Source organism: Streptococcus sp. HMSC071D03 (assembly GCF_001812125.1).
GTDB lineage: Bacteria > Bacillota > Bacilli > Lactobacillales > Streptococcaceae > Streptococcus > Streptococcus pseudopneumoniae_N.
Genome location: NZ_KV807737.1, coordinates 14,338 through 35,799, shown reverse-complemented (window position 1 = coordinate 35,799; position 21,462 = coordinate 14,338). Strand labels below are relative to the sequence as shown.

Annotated in this window: 24 protein-coding genes; 21 read left to right on the top strand and 3 right to left on the bottom strand. The window is 42.1% G+C overall.

What is annotated here, in order from left to right; genetic code table 11:
• Window positions 1–154: 154 nt before the first annotated feature.
• Complete coding sequence (locus tag HMPREF2837_RS04355; protein WP_049549539.1) at window positions 155–1,999, bottom strand: APC family permease; 1,845 nt, start codon at window positions 1,997–1,999, stop codon at window positions 155–157.
• Window positions 2,000–2,154: 155 nt separating this feature from the next.
• On the opposite strand from HMPREF2837_RS04355, the gene HMPREF2837_RS04350 reads away from it, so the two are divergent.
• From HMPREF2837_RS04350 to pflA, 12 genes are all read left to right on the top strand, one after another.
• On the top strand, window positions 2,155–2,931 hold the full coding sequence (locus HMPREF2837_RS04350; protein ID WP_049549540.1) for a TatD family hydrolase: 777 nt from the start codon (window positions 2,155–2,157) through the stop codon (window positions 2,929–2,931).
• The gene (rnmV, locus tag HMPREF2837_RS04345) at window positions 2,928–3,491 is read left to right on the top strand and encodes a ribonuclease M5 (protein WP_049549541.1); all 564 of its coding nucleotides are present in this window, start codon (window positions 2,928–2,930) and stop codon (window positions 3,489–3,491) included. The genes HMPREF2837_RS04350 and rnmV overlap by 4 nt, the downstream gene beginning before the upstream one ends.
• A 132-nt stretch (window positions 3,492–3,623) precedes the next feature.
• On the top strand, window positions 3,624–5,024 hold the full coding sequence (locus tag HMPREF2837_RS04340; RefSeq protein ID WP_049549542.1) for an SseB family protein: 1,401 nt from the start codon (window positions 3,624–3,626) through the stop codon (window positions 5,022–5,024).
• A 49-nt stretch (window positions 5,025–5,073) separates the two neighbouring features.
• Entirely contained in the window at window positions 5,074–5,946 is an 873-nt protein-coding gene (rsmA, locus tag HMPREF2837_RS04335) for a 16S rRNA (adenine(1518)-N(6)/adenine(1519)-N(6))-dimethyltransferase RsmA (RefSeq protein WP_049549543.1), read from the top strand.
• A gap of 1 nt (window position 5,947) precedes the next feature.
• Window positions 5,948–6,826 carry a ribosome small subunit-dependent GTPase A gene (rsgA, locus tag HMPREF2837_RS04330; protein ID WP_049549544.1) on the top strand — a complete coding sequence of 293 codons (879 nt, stop codon included), beginning with the start codon at window positions 5,948–5,950 and terminating at the stop codon, window positions 6,824–6,826.
• Window positions 6,827–6,836: 10 nt separating this feature from the next.
• The gene (gene rpe, locus HMPREF2837_RS04325; protein WP_049549545.1) at window positions 6,837–7,493 is read left to right on the top strand and encodes a ribulose-phosphate 3-epimerase; all 657 of its coding nucleotides are present in this window, start codon (window positions 6,837–6,839) and stop codon (window positions 7,491–7,493) included.
• Entirely contained in the window at window positions 7,456–8,118 is a 663-nt protein-coding gene (locus HMPREF2837_RS04320) for a thiamine diphosphokinase (RefSeq protein ID WP_049549546.1), read from the top strand. Before rpe ends, HMPREF2837_RS04320 begins: the two co-directional genes overlap by 38 nt.
• A gap of 1 nt (window position 8,119) precedes the next feature.
• Window positions 8,120–9,376, top strand: a complete 1,257-nt coding sequence (gene rmuC / locus HMPREF2837_RS04315) for a DNA recombination protein RmuC (protein ID WP_049549547.1) — start codon at window positions 8,120–8,122, stop codon at window positions 9,374–9,376.
• Entirely contained in the window at window positions 9,366–10,307 is a 942-nt protein-coding gene (locus tag HMPREF2837_RS04310) for a 3'-5' exoribonuclease YhaM family protein (RefSeq protein WP_049549548.1), read from the top strand. The genes rmuC and HMPREF2837_RS04310 overlap by 11 nt, the downstream gene beginning before the upstream one ends.
• Window positions 10,308–10,408: 101 nt before the next feature.
• Window positions 10,409–11,233, top strand: coding sequence for a pur operon repressor (gene purR, locus HMPREF2837_RS04305; RefSeq protein ID WP_049549549.1), 825 nt, complete (start codon window positions 10,409–10,411; stop codon window positions 11,231–11,233).
• Between the two features lie 72 nt (window positions 11,234–11,305).
• Window positions 11,306–12,559, top strand: a complete 1,254-nt coding sequence (locus HMPREF2837_RS04300; protein ID WP_049549550.1) for a diaminopimelate decarboxylase — start codon at window positions 11,306–11,308, stop codon at window positions 12,557–12,559.
• Window positions 12,560–12,692: 133 nt separating this feature from the next.
• Window positions 12,693–13,487 carry a pyruvate formate-lyase-activating protein gene (gene pflA / locus HMPREF2837_RS04295; protein ID WP_001287990.1) on the top strand — a complete coding sequence of 265 codons (795 nt, stop codon included), beginning with the start codon at window positions 12,693–12,695 and terminating at the stop codon, window positions 13,485–13,487.
• Window positions 13,488–13,570: 83 nt separating this feature from the next.
• Here the strand turns inward: pflA and yidC are convergent, their stop codons facing one another.
• Window positions 13,571–14,497 carry a membrane protein insertase YidC gene (gene yidC / locus HMPREF2837_RS04290; protein WP_049549551.1) on the bottom strand — a complete coding sequence of 309 codons (927 nt, stop codon included), beginning with the start codon at window positions 14,495–14,497 and terminating at the stop codon, window positions 13,571–13,573.
• A 77-nt stretch (window positions 14,498–14,574) separates the two neighbouring features.
• On the bottom strand, window positions 14,575–14,853 hold the full coding sequence (locus HMPREF2837_RS04285) for an acylphosphatase (protein ID WP_049502928.1): 279 nt from the start codon (window positions 14,851–14,853) through the stop codon (window positions 14,575–14,577).
• Between the two features lie 33 nt (window positions 14,854–14,886).
• Here HMPREF2837_RS04285 and HMPREF2837_RS04280 point away from each other — a divergent pair, with 33 nt between their 5' ends.
• The 9 genes from HMPREF2837_RS04280 to HMPREF2837_RS04240 all read left to right on the top strand — a co-directional run bounded on the left by HMPREF2837_RS04280 (window position 14,887) and on the right by HMPREF2837_RS04240 (window position 21,332).
• On the top strand, window positions 14,887–15,627 hold the full coding sequence (locus tag HMPREF2837_RS04280; protein WP_049549552.1) for a TrmH family RNA methyltransferase: 741 nt from the start codon (window positions 14,887–14,889) through the stop codon (window positions 15,625–15,627).
• 54 nt (window positions 15,628–15,681) lie between these two features.
• Window positions 15,682–16,365, top strand: coding sequence for a Bax inhibitor-1/YccA family protein (locus HMPREF2837_RS04275; RefSeq protein ID WP_049549553.1), 684 nt, complete (start codon window positions 15,682–15,684; stop codon window positions 16,363–16,365).
• 95 nt (window positions 16,366–16,460) lie between these two features.
• Window positions 16,461–17,453 carry an aspartate--ammonia ligase gene (gene asnA / locus HMPREF2837_RS04270; protein ID WP_049549554.1) on the top strand — a complete coding sequence of 331 codons (993 nt, stop codon included), beginning with the start codon at window positions 16,461–16,463 and terminating at the stop codon, window positions 17,451–17,453.
• A 60-nt stretch (window positions 17,454–17,513) separates the two neighbouring features.
• Window positions 17,514–18,053 (top strand): 16S rRNA (guanine(966)-N(2))-methyltransferase RsmD, encoded by a 540-nt coding sequence (gene rsmD / locus HMPREF2837_RS04265; RefSeq protein ID WP_045762698.1) that lies wholly within the window; start codon window positions 17,514–17,516, stop codon window positions 18,051–18,053.
• Window positions 18,043–18,531: a pantetheine-phosphate adenylyltransferase gene (gene coaD / locus HMPREF2837_RS04260; protein ID WP_049549555.1), complete on the top strand. Its 489-nt coding sequence runs from the start codon at window positions 18,043–18,045 to the stop codon at window positions 18,529–18,531. Before rsmD ends, coaD begins: the two co-directional genes overlap by 11 nt.
• Entirely contained in the window at window positions 18,515–19,552 is a 1,038-nt protein-coding gene (locus HMPREF2837_RS04255) for a SepM family pheromone-processing serine protease (protein ID WP_049549556.1), read from the top strand. Before coaD ends, HMPREF2837_RS04255 begins: the two co-directional genes overlap by 17 nt.
• 56 nt (window positions 19,553–19,608) lie before the next feature.
• Complete coding sequence (locus HMPREF2837_RS04250) at window positions 19,609–19,839, top strand: DUF1146 family protein (protein ID WP_000615324.1); 231 nt, start codon at window positions 19,609–19,611, stop codon at window positions 19,837–19,839.
• A 25-nt stretch (window positions 19,840–19,864) separates the two neighbouring features.
• Window positions 19,865–21,151: a UDP-N-acetylglucosamine 1-carboxyvinyltransferase gene (gene murA / locus HMPREF2837_RS04245; protein ID WP_049549557.1), complete on the top strand. Its 1,287-nt coding sequence runs from the start codon at window positions 19,865–19,867 to the stop codon at window positions 21,149–21,151.
• The gene (locus HMPREF2837_RS04240; protein ID WP_080979411.1) at window positions 21,138–21,332 is read left to right on the top strand and encodes a DNA-directed RNA polymerase subunit beta; all 195 of its coding nucleotides are present in this window, start codon (window positions 21,138–21,140) and stop codon (window positions 21,330–21,332) included. The genes murA and HMPREF2837_RS04240 overlap by 14 nt, the downstream gene beginning before the upstream one ends.
• Window positions 21,333–21,462 lie beyond the last annotated feature (130 nt).

Here is a 21,462-nt window from a genome sequence, read left to right as displayed (position 1 = left end):
TTTCATCTACAACCTCAAAGCAGTGCTTTGAGCAGCCTGCGGCTAGTTTCCTAGTTTTGCTCTTTGATTTTCATTGAGTATAAGTCTAATTTTAGGGACTAGATTCAGAAAAAGGCATTACCAGGAGCTTGTTGGTTCTGGTAATGCCTTTTCTTTATTCTTTCAAATGATAAGAGTAGCTAGCAACGACGACATCTTCGTGCCATCTGAGAGCATATTTTAATTTAAGGCTCATTTGATTGTGTAGGATATTTTGCCAAGGTTTATTAGGGATAAACTGGGGTACAAGAACTGTAACCGTGTAGTTCTTGTTCTTAGCTTCTTGAGAAATCTTTCGAACATAGCGGACTGTAGGAGTAATGATATCGCGATAGCTAGTATTAATGGTTTTAAGAGTAATATTTGGGAAGTAGTCAGCAAATTCTTGGAGGATTTCTTGGTCTTTTTCTTCGGTTTCCTTGGTGGAAATGTGCATGGCCAAAACTTCATCTCCTATACTTTGAGCGTAGTTAATCGCTCCAACGCTGACTCGAGTAACATTTCCTACTAAGACAAGGACGACATTGCCATCGTAGGCTTTCTTTTGAATTCCTTCATAAAGTCGAAGTTGTTTCGCCACTTTTTGGTAATGACTGTGGATAGACAGAAATAGGAAGGTCAATACCAGGATGATTGGGAAGAATGGCCAGATATCCCCAAGCCTGAAGAAGAGTAGAATAAGGACAATAGCGTAACAAATGATGGCACCAAGGATATTAGCAAAGGCAGATTTTAAGAAATGAGAGCCTTTTTCTTTTTTCCAGTGGCGAATCATCCCTGTTTGAGAAAGTGCAAAAGGAACGAAAACTCCGATAGTATAGAGAGGAATCAAGCGTTCTGTATTTCCGTTAAAAATGAGCAGAAGAATCATAGCACCAAAGGCTAGTGTTAAGATACCGTTTGAGTAACCTAGGCGGTCTCCCTTCTCCATAAAGAGATGGGGCATGTACTTGTTCTTAGCCATATTGTAAGCCAACATCGGAAAGGCTGAAAAACCAGTATTTGCAGCGACAGCTAGGATTAGGGCAGTTGAGAATTGGAAGAGATAATAAACAATCTGACCGATAGCTGAATCCCCTAAAATCCCTTTAGCCATTTGTGAGAGGATTGTTTCTCCGTGTTGAGGGGTAATTCCCATCCAGTAGTTTAAGAAGGTAATCCCTGCAAATAGAAATCCAAGGATAAGTGACATGATGGTCAATGTTTGAGCTGCGTTTTTTTCTTTAGGGCTCTTGAAAAATGGAACGGCATTTGAGATAGCTTCAACCCCTGTTAGTGAAGCCGAACCGCTGGTGAAGGCTCTTAAAATGAGGACAATTGAGAGACTTGGGACGGTTTGACCAATAGAGGAAGTTGCATGATAGCTTAGAGAGCCTGTCAACAGTTGGAAGATACCAAACAATAAGAGGAAGACTGTACTAAAGATAAAGAGATAGACAGGGATCATCAAAGAACTGGCGGATTCCTTCAAACCTCTTAGATTCAAAAGCATGAGTAAACAGACCAGAAAAATGGCGATGTGGAGGTTATAGGGGTGGAGGGTAGGCAGTGCTGCTGTGATAGCATCAGCTCCTGCAGCCACGGATACGGCAACTGTTAGCATATAGTCAACAAGCAGGCTTCCTCCAGCAATCAAACCTAGCTCAGGAGATAGATTTTCTCGAGTTACCATATAGGCACCTCCACCTTGAGGGTAGGCGTGAATGATTTGCCGGTAGGAAATGGTCAGGCTAGCTAATAGTAAGAGGACAAAAATGCCAATAGGGAGACTCCACCAGATAGCAAGCGGAGAAAGGCTGGCCAAGACGAGGACGACCTGTTCAGGCCCGTAGGCAATAGATGATAGAGCATCGCTTGATAGCATTGCGAGTGCCTGCGTTTTTCCAAGTAGTCCTCCCTCGCCTTCAGTTAAGGACTTAAGGGGACGACCAATAAAGGTATATTTTAGTTTTGTAAACATTTTCTTTCCTTTTCTGAAAAATTTCAACAAGAGTTATTATACTGCTACGAAAAAATACCGTCAAGAAAAAATGAGTGATTTCAAAATATTTTTTCCTATAAGAATGAGACTAGTTTTTTGGTATAATAGAAGGTAGAAAAAACGAGGGAATATACATGATTTTTGATACACATACCCACTTGAATGTGGAAGAATTTTCAGGAAGAGAAGCAGAAGAAATAGCCTTAGCAGCTGAAATGGGTGTGACTCGGATGAATATTGTTGGTTTTGACAAACCGACTATTGAGCGTGCTCTTGAACTAGTGGACAAGTATGACCAACTCTATGCGACGATTGGCTGGCATCCAACGGAAGCAGGAACCTATACAGAGGAAGTTGAGAATTACTTGCTAGAAAAACTAAAACATCCAAAAGTTGTTGCCTTGGGCGAGATTGGTTTGGACTACCACTGGATGACGGCATCTAAGGAAGTTCAAGAAAAGGTTTTTCGTCGTCAGATCCAGCTATCTAAGGAACTGGACTTACCTTTTGTGGTTCACACACGTGATGCGCTCGAAGATACCTATGAAATTATTAAGAGTGAGGGAGTTGGTCCACGTGGCGGCATCATGCATTCCTTCTCAGGTTCTTTGGATTGGGCTGAGAAGTTTGTTGAGCTTGGTATGACCATTTCCTTCTCAGGAGTGGTGACCTTTAAGAAGGCGACGGATATCCAAGAAGCTGCCAGAGAACTTCCTTTGGACAAGATTTTGGTAGAGACAGATGCACCTTATTTAGCCCCAGTACCCAAGCGTGGGCGTGAAAATAAGACAGCTTACACGCGCTATGTAGTAGACTTTATTGCGGACTTGCGTGGCATGACGACAGAAGAATTGGCAGCAGTGACAAGTACCAATGCTGAACGAATCTTTGGATTGGAAAGTAAATCATGAAAGAGAAAATTTCCCAAGTCATCGTAGTCGAAGGGCGTGACGATACGGCAAATCTAAAACGCTACTTTGACGTGGAGACCTATGAGACTCGTGGTTCGGCTATCAATGAACAGGACCTTGAACGAATTCAACGTTTACATGAACGTCATGGGGTGATTGTCTTTACAGATCCTGATTTCAACGGGGAACGCATTCGTCGGATGATTATGACGGCTGTTCCATCAGTGCAGCACGCTTTTCTCAAACGTGATGAGGCAGTTCCTAAGTCCAAGACCAAGGGACGTTCTCTAGGAATCGAACATGCCAGTTATGAAGACTTGAAAACAGCGCTGGAACAAGTCACAGAGCAATTTGCAGCAGAAAGTGACTTTGATATTAGCCGTAGTGACTTGATCCGATTAGGGTTTCTAGCTGGAGCAGACAGCCGAAAACGCAGAGAATATCTAGGAGAGAATCTTCGTATCGGTTATTCCAATGGGAAACAACTTCTCAAGCGTTTAGAATTATTTGGAATCAGTCTAGCTGAAGTTGAAGATGCCATGAAATCGTATGAGAATTGAGAAACCGTCCCAAAATGTAGGGGGAATATGATACAATAGAAGTAATCATATACGGTTTAATCAGGCTTGATAGCAAGCATTAGAAAAGTGCTCCACGGAATTAGCCTTGTGTGGAGTTAATGAGGAAAAGTTATGGGAATCTTTGATTTTTTAAAAAAGACGGAAACTGCAGAGGCAACTGAAATAACTGAAGCACAGAATGAAAGAGAAGAATCTAAAAACAATGCATGTATTGGAGTTTTAGATTTGTTCCCAATGAAGGAAACGAATCAATTATTGATCGTTGGGAGTTTAGAAGGGACTCTCAAGGTTGGAGATCAGTTGCAGTTTTGCAATCCTGACCAAGGAATGGACGCTCTTGGTACTGTAGAGGTTAAAAAACTTAGCAGTCAAAACAAAGATGCAGATAGTCTTACTGATGAAGTTCTCGCGCATCTAGTGGTTGATAGGCTTCCTTCTTTGGATAAATTGAAAAAAGGAAGTGTGCTCTTTAGTTCAGGTGTTGAGGAAGAGCAAAAATTATCAAGCTATTCAGATGCCCTTTATCGTGCTTTTGTAGCCATCCAAGAGGGTCAATTGACTAATGAAGACTATTTGTCAGCTAGCCTTGATGACAGTGTAGAGATTTTACGTCTCTTTTTATGGAAATGCCGTCAAAATCAGGAAACTGAAAGCGAAGAAAGCTATCAAGCCAACACTCGCAAGTTGGAACGTCTAGCGGAAATCGTCAAGGACAAGTTGTTAGTAGCAGATTCTGTTTATGCAGTTTATTCGGAAAAAACAGGCGAACCTTACCTTTTCTCAACGACCTATGACAGAGGTGAGGAAGGTTATCTGTGTACTGATCCCATGATTATGCTGTTGACACCATCTTGGTATCGCCAATTCAAGGAAACCATTGATAGTCGACCAAACTCAGTGGTAAAACTGATTGAAAATACGGAAGACAAAACAGGGATTGAGAATTTCCTTGGGACAGCCTTTTACTTAAACGGTGCCATGGGAGCAATCTTTAATTCCAAGGAAGTCAGCGTCAGCGCTCCTGCCTTGGTTCAAAAACCAGATTTTTCTGATTTGCCAGAAATACAAGTGCCTGTCATGAATCCTGACCTGGTAAGATGGATGCTCCTGATGGGACAGATGGATCAACCGACTACAGAAGAGCAAGAACTAGTTTATGGGCTTTACTACAAGTTCTTCTCTATGGCTATGCCTAAGGCAAAATTCTTGCTTCCATTAGATGCAGCATCAGGATTCCCAGAGGATAATTCAGAAGGGAATTCCTTTGTTTTGGAAAAAGACGCTAACTTTAATATTCCCGTTAGAGAGGGAAAAGATGGACGAAATTCCGTCCCAGTATTTACTGATTGGAAACGTCTGAGAATGGTCTTTGATGAAAAGTGGAATGGCATGATTGAAGAAGCTGGAGGCATGATTGAAGGCTTTGACTATGCCATTAATCCAACGGAATACTATGAAGCGGGTGCCTATGTTAGCCTAACAGCTTTTAAAGAGATGCAAGAGCTCAGTTAGGAACTAGAAGGCAATTAGAGAGTTCTTTAATAATTAGAAAAGAGAATAAATGAGAATTGCAGATTATAGCGTGACCAAGGCAGTGCTGGAGCGTCACGGTTTTACCTTTAAAAAGTCCTTCGGGCAAAATTTCTTGACCGATACCAATATCCTTCAAAAAATTGTGGATACGGCTGAGATTGATGACCAGGTTAATGTCATTGAGATCGGGCCGGGTATTGGTGCTTTGACTGAATTTTTAGCTGAGCGTGCAGCTCAAGTCATGGCTTTTGAGATTGACCACCGTTTGGTACCAATCCTAGTGGATACTTTACGTGGTTTTGACAATGTGACCGTAGTTAACGAAGATATTCTCAAGGTTGATTTGGCGCAACATATCCAGAATTTTAAAAATCCTGACCTGCCTATTAAGGTAGTAGCTAACTTACCTTACTACATCACGACCCCTATTCTCATGCACTTGATTGAAAGTGGGATTCCTTTTAGTGAGTTTGTCGTCATGATGCAGAAAGAAGTAGCAGATCGTATCTCTGCACAACCAAATACCAAGGCTTATGGTAGTTTGTCGATTGCAGTTCAGTATTACATGACGGCCAAGGTTGCCTTCATCGTGCCTCGTACGGTCTTTGTACCAGCACCAAATGTGGACTCTGCTATTTTGAAAATGGTGCGCCGTCCAGAACCAGCTGTAGCAGTTGAAGACGAGAACTTTTTCTTTAAGGTTTCCAAGGCAAGTTTCACCCATCGCCGAAAGACCTTGTGGAACAATTTGACAGGTTACTTTGGCAAGACTGAAGAGGTCAAGGACAAGCTGACCAAGGCTTTGGACCAAGCAGGCTTGTCACCAAGTGTGCGTGGGGAAGCTCTCAGCTTGGAAGAGTTTGCCAGCCTAGCAGATGCACTTAAAGGGCAAGGACTCTAAGATGCGGGGACAAATCATTAAAGCCTTGGCAGGATTCTACTATGTGGAGAGTGAGGGTCAGGTTTATCAAACACGCGCGCGTGGGAATTTCCGTAAAAAAGGCCATACTCCCTACGTTGGAGACTGGGTAGATTTTTCTGCCGAGGAAAATTCAGAAGGCTATATCCTCAAGATTCATGAACGGAAAAACAGTCTGGTCCGTCCGCCTATTGTCAATATTGACCAAGCTGTAGTAATCATGTCTGTCAAGGAACCTGATTTTAATAGCAATTTGTTGGATCGTTTCTTGGTTCTCTTAGAACATAAGGGCATTCATCCTATCGTTTATATTTCTAAAATGGACCTCTTGTCAGATCGACTAGAACTGGATTGTTACGAGCAGACCTATCGTGCCATCGGCTACGACTTTGTGACTAGTAAGGAAGAGCTCTTGCCACTATTGACAAACAAGGTGACAGTCTTTATGGGGCAGACAGGTGTTGGGAAGTCAACTCTTCTCAATAAAATCGCACCAGACCTCAATCTTGAAACAGGAGAAATTTCAGACAGTCTGGGTCGCGGGCGCCACACTACTCGAGCGGTTAGTTTTTATAATCTCAATGGAGGTAAAATCGCAGATACACCGGGCTTTTCATCCTTGGACTATGAAGTATCAACGGCGGAAGACCTCAATCAGGCCTTCCCAGAGATTGCTAGTGTCAGCCGAAACTGCAAATTCCGCACTTGTACCCATACCCATGAGCCGTCCTGTGCAGTGAAACCAGCAGTTGAAGAAGGTACTATTGCGCCCTTCCGTTTTGAAAATTATCTGCAATTCCTCAGTGAGATTGAGAATCGCAGAGAAACCTATAAAAAAGTCAGCAAAAAAATTCCAAAATAAGGAGAAACCTATGTCTCAATACAAGATTGCTCCGTCAATTCTGGCAGCAGATTATGCCAACTTTGAACGTGAAATTAAACGCCTAGAAGCAACTGGGGCAGAATACGCCCATATCGATATCATGGATGGTCACTTTGTACCACAAATCAGCTTTGGTGCAGGTGTGGTCGAAAGCCTTCGCCCCCATAGCAAGATGGTTTTTGATTGCCACTTGATGGTCTCTAATCCTGAACACCATCTAGAAGATTTTGCGCGTGCAGGGGCAGATATCATCAGCATTCACGTAGAGGCAACACCTCATATCCATGGCGCTCTTCAAAAGATTCGTTCTCTAGGTGTCAAACCATCGGTTGTTATCAATCCTGGAACGCCTGCTGAGGCTATCAAGCACGTGCTTCACTTAGTTGATCAAGTCTTGGTCATGACGGTTAACCCTGGATTTGGTGGACAAGCCTTTCTGCCAGAAACCATGGATAAGATTCGTGAGTTGGTGGCACTTCGTGAGGAGAAGGGCTTGAACTTTGAGATCGAAGTGGATGGTGGGATTGATGATAAAACTATTGCTCAAGCCAAAGAAGCTGGTGCAACAGTTTTTGTAGCAGGGTCTTATGTCTTTAAGGGAGATGTCAATGAACGAGTGCAAGCTCTCCGAAAACAACTGGACTAAAGTTGCAGTTTTTGCTGGTGGAGACCGTGGACATTATAGGATAGATTTTGATTGCTTTGTCGGTGTGGACCGTGGCTCACTCTGGGTACTGGAGGAAAAACTTCCTCTTACTATAGCCGTTGGGGATTTTGATTCTGTGACTATGGAAGAGCGTCAGTTGATTCAAAAACGTGCGCGACACTTTGTCCAAGCCCAGCCAGAAAAAGATGATACGGATCTGGAACTAGCACTGTTAACGGTTTTTGAAAAAGATCCTCAAGCTCGAGTGACCATTTTTGGCGCCCTAGGTGGTCGCATTGACCATATGCTGGCCAATGTCTTTCTGCCTAGCAATCCTAAATTGGCGCCCTATATGCGTCAAATAGAGATTGAGGATGGGCAAAATTTGATTAGCTATTGCCCAGAAGGGACCAGTCAACTTGAACCACGTTTGGACTATGATTATCTGGCCTTTATGCCTGTGAGGGACAGTCAGTTAACCATTATCGGAGCCAAGTACGAATTGACTGAAGAGAATTTTTTCTTTAAGAAAGTTTACGCTTCTAACGAATATATAGATAGGGAAGTTTCGGTGACTTGCCCAGATGGCTATGTGGTTGTCTTGCATAGCAAAGACAGGAGGTAGGATGGAAAGTTTACTTGTTGTTTTATTAGTTGCTAATCTAGCCGGCCTCTTTCTTATTTGGCAAAGGCAGGATAAGCAGGAGAAACACCTAAGTAAGAGTTTGGAAGATCAGGCAGATCATTTATCAGACCAGTTAGATTATCGCTTTGAGCAAGCCAGACAAGCAAGCCAGCTGAACCAAAAAAATCTAGAAGTGGCTGTTAGTGATCGTTTGCAGGAGGTGCGGATCGAATTGCACCAAGGTCTGACTCAGGTTCGACAGGAGATGAATGAAAACCTCCTCCAAACCAGAGATAAGACTGACCAACGACTACAGGCCTTGCAGGAGTCAAATGAGCAACGTTTAGAGCAGATGCGCCAAACGGTTGAGGAAAAGCTAGAAAAGACCTTGCAGACACGCTTGCAAGCGTCTTTCGAGACAGTTTCCAAGCAACTGGAATCTGTCAATCGTGGTCTAGGTGAAATGCAGACGGTCGCCCGTGATGTCGGTGCCCTAAATAAAGTCCTTTCTGGAACTAAAACGCGAGGAATTCTAGGAGAATTACAACTGGGGCAGATTATCGAAGATATCATGACACCTGCCCAGTATGAACGAGAATTTGCAACTGTTGAAAACTCCAGTGAACGTGTGGAATACGCTATTAAGTTGCCTGGGCAAGGAGACCAAGAATATGTCTACCTACCGATTGACTCCAAGTTTCCATTGGCGGATTATTACCGTCTGGAAGAAGCCTATGAAGCAGGTGACAAGGAGGAAATTGAGCGTTGTCGTAAGTCTCTCCTAGCAAGCGTCAAGCGTTTTGCCAAGGATATCAAGAGTAAGTACCTGGCGCCGCCTCGGACAACCAATTTTGGAGTTTTGTTTGTACCGACAGAAGGTCTCTACTCAGAAATTGTTCGCAATCCAATTTTCTTTGATGATTTGAGACGGGAGGAACAGATTATTGTTGCAGGTCCAAGTACCTTGTCGGCTCTTCTTAACTCCTTATCAGTTGGCTTCAAAACTCTTAATATCCAAAAGAGTGCTGATCATATCAGTAAAACCCTAGCTAGTGTCAAAACAGAATTTGGCAAGTTTGGAGGTATTTTGGTCAAGGCACAAAAACATCTCCAACATGCCTCTGGCAATATTGATGATTTATTAAACCGTCGTACTACAGCTATCGAGCGAACGCTTCGTCGCATTGAGTTATCAGAAGGTGAGCCTGCGCTTGATTTGCTCCAATTCCAAGAAGATGAGGAAGAATATGAAGATTAGTCACATGAAGAAAGATGAGCTTTTTGAAGGCTTTTACCTGATCAAGTCAGCTGACCTGAGACAGACACGTGCTGGGAAAAACTACCTAGCCTTCACCTTCCAAGATGATAGTGGAGAAATCGAAGGGAAGCTCTGGGATGCTCAACCCCACAATGTTGAAACCTTTACAGCAGGGAAAGTAGTCCATATGCAAGGTCGTCGTGAAGTGTACAACAATACGCCTCAGGTTAATCAAATCACCCTTCGCTTACCACAACCTGGCGAACCAAATGACCCAGCGGACTTCAAGGTTAAATCTCCAGTAGATGCCAAAGAGATTCGTGAGTATATGGCGCAGATGATTTTTAAAATTGAAAATCCAATTTGGCAGCGAATTGTTCGAAATCTCTACACCAAGTATGACAAGGAATTCTACTCCTATCCAGCTGCTAAGACCAACCATCATGCTTTTGAGACAGGTCTTGCTTACCATACTGCTACTATGGTTCGTTTGGCAGAAGCGATAGCAGATATTTATCCTCAGCTCAATAAAAGTTTACTTTATGCAGGAATCATGCTCCATGATTTAGCCAAGGTAATCGAGTTGACGGGACCCGACCAGACAGAGTACACAGTAAGAGGAAACCTTATTGGTCATATTGCTTTGATTGATAGTGAGATTACCAAAGCAGTAATGGAGCTTGGCATTGATGATACTAGAGAAGAGGTTGTCCTTCTTCGCCATGTCATTCTCAGTCACCATGGTCTCCTTGAGTACGGTAGCCCTGTTCGTCCACGAATTATGGAAGCAGAAATTATTCATATGATTGACAATTTGGATGCCAGTATGATGATGATGACAACAGCTCTGGCTCTTGTTGATGATGGAGAAATGACTAATAAAGTATTTGCTATGGACAATCGTTCCTTCTACAAGCCAAAATTAGACTAGAAACTAAAAAAATGAACTTTATTTAGACAATAAAGTTCGTTTTTTTGCTTTAGTGTGATATAATGAAGAAAGATTAAATAAAAAAGAATGGTAAATATATAATGAAATTAAGAAGAAGTGATCGGATGGTTGTCATTTCCAATTACTTGATTAACAATCCATACAAATTAACCAGTCTCAACACCTTTGCGGAAAAGTATGAATCTGCCAAATCGTCTATTTCTGAAGACATTGTCATCATTAAACGGGCCTTCGAAGAAATTGAAATCGGGCATATTCAAACGGTGACAGGTGCTGGTGGTGGTGTTATTTTTACACCATCAATATCTGACCTCGAGTCTAAAACGATTATCGAAGAGCTTCGTGATAAACTTTCAGAGAGTGACCGCATTCTGCCAGGTGGCTACATTTATTTATCTGACCTATTGAGCACTCCAGCTATTTTGAAAAATATCGGTCGCATTATTGCTAAGAGCTTTATGGATCAGAAGATTGATGCCGTTATGACTGTTGCGACCAAAGGGGTTCCGCTTGCGAATGCGGTAGCAAATGTCCTCAACGTACCATTTGTCATTGTCCGTCGCGACTTGAAAATCACTGAAGGTTCAACTGTTAGTGTCAACTATGTTTCAGGTTCTAGTGACCGTATCGAAAAGATGTTCCTTTCAAAACGTAGCCTCAAAGCAGGAAGTCGTGTCTTGATCGTCGATGACTTCTTGAAGGGTGGAGGAACCATTAACGGGATGATTAGCCTCTTGTCTGAGTTTGATTCAGAGTTGGCTGGAGTAGCCGTCTTTGCTGATAATGCACAGGAAGACCGTGAACAACAGTTCGACTACAAGTCACTCTTGAGAGTCACGAACATTGATGTGAAGAACCAACAAATTGCTGTTGAAGTTGGAAATATATTCGATACAGAAAAATAAGAATTGACTTGAAATACAAAGGTTGGAACTTTCGTCCCAGCCTTTCTTTGATAATGAATATGAAGGAGTCCTATGAAAACACCATTTATTAAACGTGAAGCCTTAGAAAAGATTGTTGGGGAGTTTCCAACCCCTTTTCATCTCTACGATGAAAAAGGGATTCGCGAGAAAGCACGAGCAGTAAATAAAGCCTTTTCTTGGAATAAGGGCTTTAAAGAATACTTCGCAGTTAAGGCAACGCCAACTCCAGCCATCTTGAAAATCTTACAAGAAGAAGGATGTGGAGTGGATTGTTCTAGTTATGTTGAACTTTTGATGAGTCACAGGCTTGGGTTTTCAGGGGCGGATATGATGTTCTCATCTAACAACACCCCAGATCGAGAATATGCCTATGCCCGTGAATTAAGTGCGACGATTAATTTGGATGCCTTTGAAGATATCGAGCATTTGGAACGTGCAGCAGGCATCCCAGAAATCATCTCTTGCCGTTACAATCCTGGTGGAGTATTTGAACTGGGTACGGATATTATGGATAATCCTGGTGAAGCTAAGTTCGGGATGACTAAGGAACAGCTTTTTGAAGCCTTTGCCATCTTGAAAGAAAAGGGAGCTAAAACCTTTGGGATTCATTCCTTCCTAGCTTCCAATACAGTGACCCATCTCTACTATCCAGAATTAGCACGTCAGCTTTTTGAATTGGCAGTAGAAATCAAGAAAAAGTTAGGAATTTCGCTGGACTTCATCAATCTTTCTGGAGGAATCGGAGTCAACTATCGTCCAGATCAGGAGCCAAATGATATCGCTGTAATTGGTGAGGGAGTTCGTCAGGTTTATGAGGAAGTCCTCACACCAGCAGGTCTTGGTCAAGTTAAGATTTTTACAGAGTTAGGACGCTTTATGTTGGCACCTCATGGAATTCTAGTGACTAAAGTAACCCATAAAAAGAAAACCTACCGAACTTATCTTGGAGTAGATGCCTCAGCTGTCAACCTGATGAGACCGGCTATGTATGGAGCCTATCACCACATCACCAATATGATGCATCCTGATGGTCAGACTGAAATCGTTGATGTTGTTGGTTCTCTCTGTGAAAATAACGATAAGTTTGCAGTTAATCGTGATCTACCTCAAACAGAAATTGGTGATTTGTTAGTCATTCATGATACAGGTGCGCATGGCTTCTCTATGGGTTACCAGTACAATGCCAAGCTTCGTTCGGCAGAAATTCTATATACAGAGGATGGTGGAGCACGCTTGATCCGCCGAGCCGAGCGACCAGAGGACTATTTTGCGACTCTCTATGGCTTTGATTTTGACAAGGATTAATAAATATTTTGAAAATCATGAAAGTTGAAAGTGAAAAACAGATTGTTTTCTAAAAAATAGGCAAAATCTGTGGTTTTTCTTTTCAGTCATGGTATAATAAAGACTATAAAACGTTTTCAAGGAAGGTAACGATATGTCTGAGGAAATAATTGACTATGGACAAGTGACAGGAATGGTGCATTCGACAGAGAGTTTTGGGGCGGTAGATGGGCCTGGAATTCGTTTTATTGTCTTTTTGCAAGGCTGTCAGATGCGTTGCCAATATTGCCATAACCCTGATACTTGGGCTATGGAAACAAATAAATCTCGTGTACGAACAGTAGATGATGTTCTAGAAGAAGCGCTTCGTTATCGTGGTTTCTGGGGTGACAAGGGAGGTATCACAGTCAGTGGAGGAGAAGCCCTCTTGCAGATTGATTTCTTGATTGCCCTCTTTACTAAGGCAAAGGAAAAAGGTATCCACTGTACCTTGGATACTTGTGCCCTTCCATTCCGTAACAAACCACGCTATCTAGAAAAGTTCAACAAGTTGATGGCCGTGACAGACTTGGTTCTCCTTGATATCAAGGAAATCAACGAAGCGCAACACAAGATTGTAACCAGTCAAACCAATAAAAACATCTTGGCTTGTGCTCAGTACTTGTCAGAAATCGGTAAACCTGTTTGGATTCGTCACGTTCTTGTACCTGGATTGACAGACAGAGATGAGGATTTGATTGAACTTGGTAAGTTTGTAAAAACTCTCAAAAATGTTGATAAGTTTGAAATCTTGCCTTACCACACTATGGGTGAGTTCAAATGGCGTGAACTTGGGATTCCATATTCCCTTGAAGGAGTTAAACCTCCAACAGCAGATCGTGTCAAGAATGCTAAGGAATTGATGGATACAGAAAGCTATCAAGATTACATGAAACGTGTACATGGATAAAATGAAAGAAGAGGTCGGGATTTTTTCTCGGCCTCTTTTCGACTATAGAAAAGACTCAGCATTTAAGCTAAGCCTTTTATTTTTTATCTAGAATGTTGTTTTCCAGCATTGCGTTTTTTGTTTTTCTTCTTATTAGAAGTTGTGATAGCTGTTGCTGGTTCAGGGGTCACATCTTTACGAGTGATTGAAGTTTTGCTTGCTTTTAGTGGGTTCTTAGCAAATTCTTCGCGTACTTTTTTACGAAGTTTTGGACGAACGATGTAGTTGATGATAAATTGTTGAAGAATCATCATGAAACCACCGACAACCCAGTAAAGTGTAACGCTGGCTGGTGAGAAGACAGAGAACACGACAATCATGAGAGGACTCATATAGAGCATCTTCTTGATTTGTTCTCTTTGAGTTTCGTCCTCAACTCCATGTAAAGAAAGGAGTGATTGAAGATAGTAAAGGATACCAGCAAAGGCAACTAAAATCATACTAGGTGAGCCCAGAGGAATTCCTAGGTAGCTTGCTTGGGCAACTCCTTCAGTATGTTGGGCAGCAAAGTAGATAGCAGAGAAGAAAGGCATTTGAATGAGGATAGGGAAACATCCCACGCCGCCAAACATGCTGATGCCGTGCTCTTTTTGAGCAGCAAAGAGAGCTTGTTGGGCTTCGAGTTTTTCTTCTTGAGTTGTTGCTTCTTTCAGGCGAGTCTGATGTGGTTCAAGAACGTGCTTGAGAGCATTCATCTTCTCAGAGTGAAGCGTTGCCTTCCATGATTGGTAGATACCAAGTGGGAGGATAATCAAGCGAACGATAATGGTTACGATGATGATTCCAACACCGAAACCGAGGCCTTGATCATTGGCGAAGTACTTGATAGCTTCTCCCATCGGAGCACCCAAGAACTCCCAAACGGGACCAATTGGCTTACCTGTTGCTTTATCAACCTGAACGCAACCAGTCAAGACAAGCAACATAGCCACTCCCATAGCTGAGAGTGCAAAACGTTTAATAGATTTCACTGTTTTTATTCCTTCTTTAAAAATTATACCTTTCTATTCTACTGTTTTTTTGGAAAATATACAATAGTTCTAGAGACCTAATTTGCGACTTTGAAGTCTGAATAAGATGGAAAGTTACTCATTTGCACATCTAGGTAGGTTACTTTAGAGAATGGGGTAGGGCCTTTTCGAATCTCTTGGATAAACTTAGCCATAATGGCAGAAGACTCTGCCTGGGCCAGAATCTCAACGGTTCCGTCATCGTTATTCCAGACACGACCCGTAATGCCACCTAGTTCTAGAGCTAGGGTATAGACACCCCAGCGGAAGCCCACTCCTTGGACGCGACCTTGGGCGATCATTTTAACCTTTTGCATACCAAACCTCCTTGATTGTGTTATAATATTTCTATGACTATTATAACCTCTAAAGCCAATTCTGTGGTGAAAAATGCCAAAAAATTACATCAAAAAAAATATCGGAAAACCTCTTACTTGATTGAGGGCTGGCATCTGTTTGAAGAAGCTATTCAGGCTGGTGCAAAGATTGAGAAAATATTTGCCCTTGCAGAGTATGGCGAAAAATTAATGGACTATTCCCAGACTGTCTTTGTTACTGAAGAAATCTTGCTTGATTTAGCAGATTCGCAAACTCCTCAGGGTATTGTTGCCATTGTCCAAAAGGAAGAGGAGCAGTTGCCAGATTTGAGCCAAGGAAAGTATCTCTTTTTAGAAGATGTGCAGGATCCTGGAAATGTTGGGACTATGATTCGAACGGCAGATGCGGCAGGTTTTTCTGGAGTCATTGTTTCCAGTAAGTCAGCAGATATCTATAGCCTCAAAACTCTTCGCTCCATGCAAGGAAGTCATTTCCATTTGCCGATTTATCGCATGTCTGTTGAAACATTTCGCGAAAAGGCTAAAAAGAGCGATTTACTGATTCTAGCAACTACCTTGTCCCAAAATTCTAAAGATTATCGTGAACTTGCTCGTCAAGAGGACTTCGCCTTGGTCATGGGAAATGAAGGTCAAGGCATTAGTCCATTCATGGCAGAGCAGGCGGACCAACTGGTTCATATCAGCATGAAGGGCCAGGCGGAAAGTCTCAATGTTGCCATTGCAGCGGGTATACTTATGTTTTATTTGAGTTAAAATAGTTTATTTTTGTTATAATCAATAAAAATACTTTTATAAGGAGAAAAAGATATGAATCAAACAATTATTCAAGAACGTTCTGGTTTGAATCAATTCTATGCAAAAGTCTATGCTTTTGTAGGTTTGGGAATTGGCTTATCAGCCCTTGTCTCAGGACTCATGTTGACAACTTTCCAGGATTTGCTCGTTCAAATTATGATGAATGCTCGTGTATGGCTAATAGTTGCGGGCTTTGTAGAAGTTGCTCTGGTCTATGTAGCGAGTAGTATGGCTTTAAAAAACAGTCCAGCAGCCTTGCCAATTTTCTTGCTTTATTCCGTTTTAAACGGTTTTACACTGAGTTTCGTTGTCTCGCTCTATACCCCAGGTACTGTTTTGACAGCCTTTGTATCTAGTGCAGCTCTCTTCTTTGTGATGGCTCTTATCGGAGTTGTGATTAAGAAGGACTTGAGCGGTATGGGACGTGCCTTGTTGGCAGCTTTAGTGGGCCTCATACTAGCTATGATTGTCAATATCTTTTTAAACAGTAGCCTTTTTGACTATATCATCAGCATTATCATGGTTTTCGTTTTTGCAGGCTTGATTGCTTGGGACAACCAAAAGATTCGCTATGTTTATGAGGAGTCAGGTGGTCAGGTTGCAACAGGTTGGGCAGTTTCTTTGGCGCTCAGTCTTTACTTGGACTTTATCAACGTATTCCTTAGCTTGCTCCGTATTTTCGGTAGTGACGATTGATTTTTTAGAGCTCCGTGGAGCTCTTTTTTTAATTTTTACTTTCATTTTTACTGGCAAAAGGGTATAATCATCTTATTATTCAAAAGGAGAGATGTATGAAGAAAAGTTTTATCCATCAACAGGAAGAAATTTCCTTTGTAAAAAATACCTTTACCCAGTATTTAAAAGATAAGTTAGAAGTGGTTGAGGTACAAGGTCCTATCTTGAGTAAGGTTGGGGATGGGATGCAGGACAATTTATCAGGTGTGGAAAATGCCGTGGAAGTTAAGGTTTTGCAAATTCCAGACGAAACCTATGAAGTGGTACATTCACTTGCTAAGTGGAAACGCCATACCTTGGCTCGTTTTGGTTTTGGCGAGGGTGAAGGCCTCTTTGTTCACATGAAGGCCCTTCGTCCAGACGAAGATTCGCTAGATGCAACTCACTCAGTCTATGTGGACCAGTGGGACTGGGAAAAAGTTATTCCAAACGGACAGCGCAATCTTGCCTATCTTAAAGAAACGGTAGAAAAGATTTATAAGGCTATTCGTTTGACAGAGTTAGCAGTGGAAGCACGCTACGATATTGAGTCAATTTTGCCTAAGCAAATAACCTTTATCCATACAGAAGAGTTGGTAGAACGCTACCCAGACTTGACACCAAAAGAACGTGAAAATGCTGTCTGTAAGGAGTTCGGTGCGGTCTTCCTAATTGGTATCGGTGGAGAATTGTCAGATGGAAAACCTCATGACGGACGTGCACCAGACTATGATGACTGGACAACTGAGTCTGAAAATGGCTATCATGGCTTGAATGGGGACATCCTTGTTTGGAATGATAATTTGGGTGCAGCCTTTGAATTGTCTTCAATGGGCATTCGTGTCGATGAAGACACTCTCCGTCGCCAAGTAGCTATCACAGGAGATGAAGACCGTTTAACTTTAGAATGGCATAAGGCTCTCCTAAATGGACTCTTCCCATTGACAATCGGTGGAGGAATCGGCCAATCTCGTATGGCTATGTTCCTGCTTCGTAAGAAGCACATCGGTGAAGTCCAAACCAGTGTTTGGCCGCAAGAAGTGAGAGATACTTACGAAAATATTCTTTAATCAATCGAGCCGTAAGGTTCGATTTTCTTTTTTTGATAAGAATTTGGTATAATAGACGTTATGAAAATCGTATCAGGAATCTACGGTGGGCGTCCTTTAAAGACGCTGGACGGTAAAACGACAAGGCCAACATCAGACAAGGTTAGGGGCGCTATTTTTAATATGATTGGTCCCTACTTTGAAGGTGGACGTGTGTTAGATCTTTATGCTGGTAGTGGTGGTTTATCCATCGAGGCTGTCTCAAGGGGAATGTCCAGTGCAGTACTGGTTGAGAAAGATCGTCGAGCCCAGAATATTGTCGCAGAAAATATTCGGATGACCAAGGAAACTTCCAAGTTTCAATTGTTGAAAATGGAATCCAGTCGTGCTTTGGAGCAGGTGGATGGAGTCTTTGATCTCATCTTTTTGGATCCTCCCTATGCAAAAGAACAAATCGTGTCAGATATTGAAAAAATGGCAGAGAGAAATCTTTTTTCAGAAGATGTCATGGTGGTATGTGAGACCGATAAATCGGTAGAACTTCCAGAAGAAATCGCCTGTTTGGGTATCTGGAAGGAAAAAATATATGGAATTAGTAAGGTGACGGTTTATGTCAGATAAGATTGGGCTATTTACAGGTTCCTTTGATCCGATGACCAATGGACATTTGGATCTCATCGAGCGTGCAAGTAAGCTCTTTGATAAATTGTATGTCGGGATTTTTTATAATCCACACAAAATGGGATTTTTACCGATAGAGAGTCGAAAGAAGACTGTTGAAAAAGCAGTGGGACATCTCAAAAATGTGGAAGTGATGGCTTCTCACGATGAATTGGTAGTTGACGTTGCTAGAAGATTAGGTGCAGAGATCTTAGTGCGTGGTTTACGCAATGCTACGGATCTTCAGTATGAAGCTAGTTTTGATTTTTACAACCATAAATTAGCGGGAGAAATGGAGACAATCTATCTCCACAGTCGGCCGGAGCATGTTCATATCAGCTCTTCAGCTGTCAGAGAACTATTAAAATTTGATCAAGATATCAGTGGATATGTGCCAAATACTGTCTTGGAGGAATTAGAAGATGAAGAAAAAGACTAGATGGCCCTTATATCTCATTATTGGGCTCGTTATCACTTTTATAGCTTTTACGGTGCCCCTGCCATATTATATCGAGGTGCCAGGAACTTCTGAAGATATTCGAAAGGTTTTACAAGTTAATAACCAACCTGACCAAGAGGGAGGTTCCTACCAATTTGTGACGGTTGGAGTTAAGCACGCTAGAATGGTTGACTTGTTTTATGCCTGGCTAACACCTTTCACGGATATACATAGTGCCAAAGAAATGACGGGTGGTTCGTCAGATGCGGAATTTATGCGAATCAACCAGTTTTACATGGAAACTTCGCAAAATATGGCCAAATATCAAGGCCTGAAGACGGCGGGTAAGGAAATTGAGCTCAAATATCTGGGGGTCTATGTTTTGACTGTAACAGATAACTCGACTTTCAAGGGAGTTCTTAATATTGCTGACACCGTAACCGCTGTGAATGACAAGACTTTTGAGAGCTCCAAGGAGATGGTTGACTACGTTAATTCTCAAACTCTAGGTGATCAGGTTAAGGTTACCTATGAGGAGGATGGAAAAGTCAAGACTGCCGAAGGAAAAATCATTACTCTGGAAAATGGGAAAAATGGTATCGGAATCGGTTTGATTGACCGCACAGAAGTATCTAGTGATGTGCCAATCAAGTTTTCAACTGCAGGCATTGGTGGTCCTAGTGCTGGGATGATGTTTAGTCTATCCATCTATACGCAAATTGCAGATCCTACTCTTCGAAATGGACGGATTATTGCGGGTACAGGAAGCATCGATAGAGATGGCAACGTAGGTGACATTGGGGGAATTGATAAAAAGGTTGTGGCCGCAGCTAAAAAGGGAGCAACTGTATTCTTTGCTCCTAATAATCCAGTAACTGAAGAAGCTAAAAAAGCAAATCCAAATGCCAAGAGTAATTATGACACAGCTCTAGAAGCAGCTCAAATGATTAAAACAGACATGAAAATCGTTCCAGTCAAAACGCTTCAAGATGCGATTGACTATTTGAAAAATAATCCCTAAACAGTAGGCGAATTCCTAAACTAGCGTAGAAAAAAAGAAGATGGTATAATAGGCAAATGATTCAATTGTTTTTTACCCTTAGTAGTCATATGTTTTTTGTCTACCTAGTCTTTCAGCTCTTGAAAGATTTGGTCAGATGGGATCAAATTTTGAAGGTGACAAAGGATAATGCGAAGAAGGTTCGACTCTTGGTAGTATTGTGTAGTATCGGTTTAGGATATCTGATTAGTTCCTTTTTCCTAAATCTCTACCAACTTTGGCAAGAAGCAGTTAGAACACTATTCTAAAATTGTAAGTGAAGGAAAATACTCTATGGAAAAAATTGTAGTTCAAGGTGGAGATAATCGTTTGATTGGAAGTGTCACCATCGAGGGCGCAAAAAATGCAGTTTTGCCACTGCTTGCAGCAACTATTTTAGCAAGTGAAGGAAAAACAGTCTTAAAAAATGTTCCTATTTTATCGGATGTTTTTACCATGAATCAGGTGGTTCGTGGATTAAATGCGAAAGTAGACTTTGATCAAGAAGCACATATTGTTGAAGTTGATGCGACTGGAGATATCACAGAAGAAGCTCCCTATAAGTATGTCAGCAAGATGCGTGCTTCTATTGTAGTATTGGGGCCAATCTTGGCTCGTGTGGGACATGCTAAAGTTTCGATGCCAGGTGGCTGTACTATCGGTAGTCGTCCGATAGACCTCCACCTTAAAGGACTCGAAGCAATGGGGGCTGAGATCACTCAAACGGCTGGTTATATTGAAGCTAAGGCGGAACGCTTGCACGGTGCACATATCTACATGGACTTTCCAAGTGTAGGTGCTACTCAAAACTTGATGATGGCAGCAACTCTTGCCAACGGCGTAACTGTCATTGAAAATGCTGCGCGTGAACCTGAGATTGTCGACTTGGCTGTTCTCCTAAATAAAATGGGTGCCAAAGTCAAGGGGGCAGGAACAGAAACTGTGACGATTACTGGTGTTGAACAATTACACGGTGCAACCCACAATGTTGTGCAAGACCGTATTGAAGCAGGGACTTTCATGGTAGCAGCTGCCATTACAGGTGGAGATGTCTTGATTCTGGATGCTATCTGGGAACATAATCGCCCCTTGATTGCTAAATTACAGGAAATGGGTGTTGAAGTCATCGATGAGGACGAAGGAATTCGTATTCGTTCTCAACGTGAAAAATTAAAGGCGGTTCATGTTAAGACATTACCACATCCAGGATTTCCGACAGATATGCAAGCGCAGTTTACTGCTCTAATGACCGTTGCTCAAGGTGAGTCAACTATGGTAGAGACTGTATTTGAGAATCGTTTTCAACATTTAGAGGAAATGCGTCGTATGGGCTTGCACTCAGAAATTATTCGTGATACAGCCCGTATCGTCGGAGGACAGCCTCTCCAAGGGGCAGAAGTTCTATCGACAGACTTACGTGCCAGTGCAGCCTTGATTTTGACAGGCTTGGTAGCTGAAGGCGAAACAGTTGTAGGAAAGCTTGTCCATTTAGATAGAGGTTACTACCGTTTCCATGAAAAATTGGCTCAGTTAGGAGCTAAGATTGAACGGGTAAGTGTGGAAGCTGATGAAGATGAATAAAGAAGCCAAATATGTATTGCGTCGTTTTGTCTTGGTTATGCTAGTTCTCCTTCTAGGTGCTTTAGCGCTTGCAATTGGTTTGATGATTGGCTATGGCATACTAGGAAAAGGGGAAGACCCTAGGGCTATTTTGGCGCCAGCAAAATGGCACGAACTCGTCACAAAATTTACAGGGAAATAGGCTGGGAGACCAGTCTTTTTCTAGGAAGTAAAATGTAATACTCAATGAAAATCAAAGAGCAAACTAGGAAGAGATCCGCAGGTTGCTCAAAACACAGTTTTGAGGTTGTGGATAGAACTGACGAAGTCAG

Coding starts and splice junctions, on each gene's coding strand:
- HMPREF2837_RS04355 (WP_049549539.1), bottom strand. CDS start 1,999: ATGTTTACAAAACTAAAATATACCTTTATTGGTCGTCCCCTTAAGTCC.
- HMPREF2837_RS04350 (WP_049549540.1), top strand. CDS start 2,155: ATGATTTTTGATACACATACCCACTTGAATGTGGAAGAATTTTCAGGA.
- rnmV (WP_049549541.1), top strand. CDS start 2,928: ATGAAAGAGAAAATTTCCCAAGTCATCGTAGTCGAAGGGCGTGACGAT.
- HMPREF2837_RS04340 (WP_049549542.1), top strand. CDS start 3,624: ATGGGAATCTTTGATTTTTTAAAAAAGACGGAAACTGCAGAGGCAACT.
- rsmA (WP_049549543.1), top strand. CDS start 5,074: ATGAGAATTGCAGATTATAGCGTGACCAAGGCAGTGCTGGAGCGTCAC.
- rsgA (WP_049549544.1), top strand. CDS start 5,948: ATGCGGGGACAAATCATTAAAGCCTTGGCAGGATTCTACTATGTGGAG.
- rpe (WP_049549545.1), top strand. CDS start 6,837: ATGTCTCAATACAAGATTGCTCCGTCAATTCTGGCAGCAGATTATGCC.
- HMPREF2837_RS04320 (WP_049549546.1), top strand. CDS start 7,456: ATGAACGAGTGCAAGCTCTCCGAAAACAACTGGACTAAAGTTGCAGTT.
- rmuC (WP_049549547.1), top strand. CDS start 8,120: ATGGAAAGTTTACTTGTTGTTTTATTAGTTGCTAATCTAGCCGGCCTC.
- HMPREF2837_RS04310 (WP_049549548.1), top strand. CDS start 9,366: ATGAAGATTAGTCACATGAAGAAAGATGAGCTTTTTGAAGGCTTTTAC.
- purR (WP_049549549.1), top strand. CDS start 10,409: ATGAAATTAAGAAGAAGTGATCGGATGGTTGTCATTTCCAATTACTTG.
- HMPREF2837_RS04300 (WP_049549550.1), top strand. CDS start 11,306: ATGAAAACACCATTTATTAAACGTGAAGCCTTAGAAAAGATTGTTGGG.
- pflA (WP_001287990.1), top strand. CDS start 12,693: ATGTCTGAGGAAATAATTGACTATGGACAAGTGACAGGAATGGTGCAT.
- HMPREF2837_RS04285 (WP_049502928.1), bottom strand. CDS start 14,853: ATGCAAAAGGTTAAAATGATCGCCCAAGGTCGCGTCCAAGGAGTGGGC.
- HMPREF2837_RS04280 (WP_049549552.1), top strand. CDS start 14,887: ATGACTATTATAACCTCTAAAGCCAATTCTGTGGTGAAAAATGCCAAA.
- HMPREF2837_RS04275 (WP_049549553.1), top strand. CDS start 15,682: ATGAATCAAACAATTATTCAAGAACGTTCTGGTTTGAATCAATTCTAT.
- asnA (WP_049549554.1), top strand. CDS start 16,461: ATGAAGAAAAGTTTTATCCATCAACAGGAAGAAATTTCCTTTGTAAAA.
- rsmD (WP_045762698.1), top strand. CDS start 17,514: ATGAAAATCGTATCAGGAATCTACGGTGGGCGTCCTTTAAAGACGCTG.
- coaD (WP_049549555.1), top strand. CDS start 18,043: ATGTCAGATAAGATTGGGCTATTTACAGGTTCCTTTGATCCGATGACC.
- HMPREF2837_RS04255 (WP_049549556.1), top strand. CDS start 18,515: ATGAAGAAAAAGACTAGATGGCCCTTATATCTCATTATTGGGCTCGTT.
- HMPREF2837_RS04250 (WP_000615324.1), top strand. CDS start 19,609: ATGATTCAATTGTTTTTTACCCTTAGTAGTCATATGTTTTTTGTCTAC.
- murA (WP_049549557.1), top strand. CDS start 19,865: ATGGAAAAAATTGTAGTTCAAGGTGGAGATAATCGTTTGATTGGAAGT.
- HMPREF2837_RS04240 (WP_080979411.1), top strand. CDS start 21,138: ATGAAGATGAATAAAGAAGCCAAATATGTATTGCGTCGTTTTGTCTTG.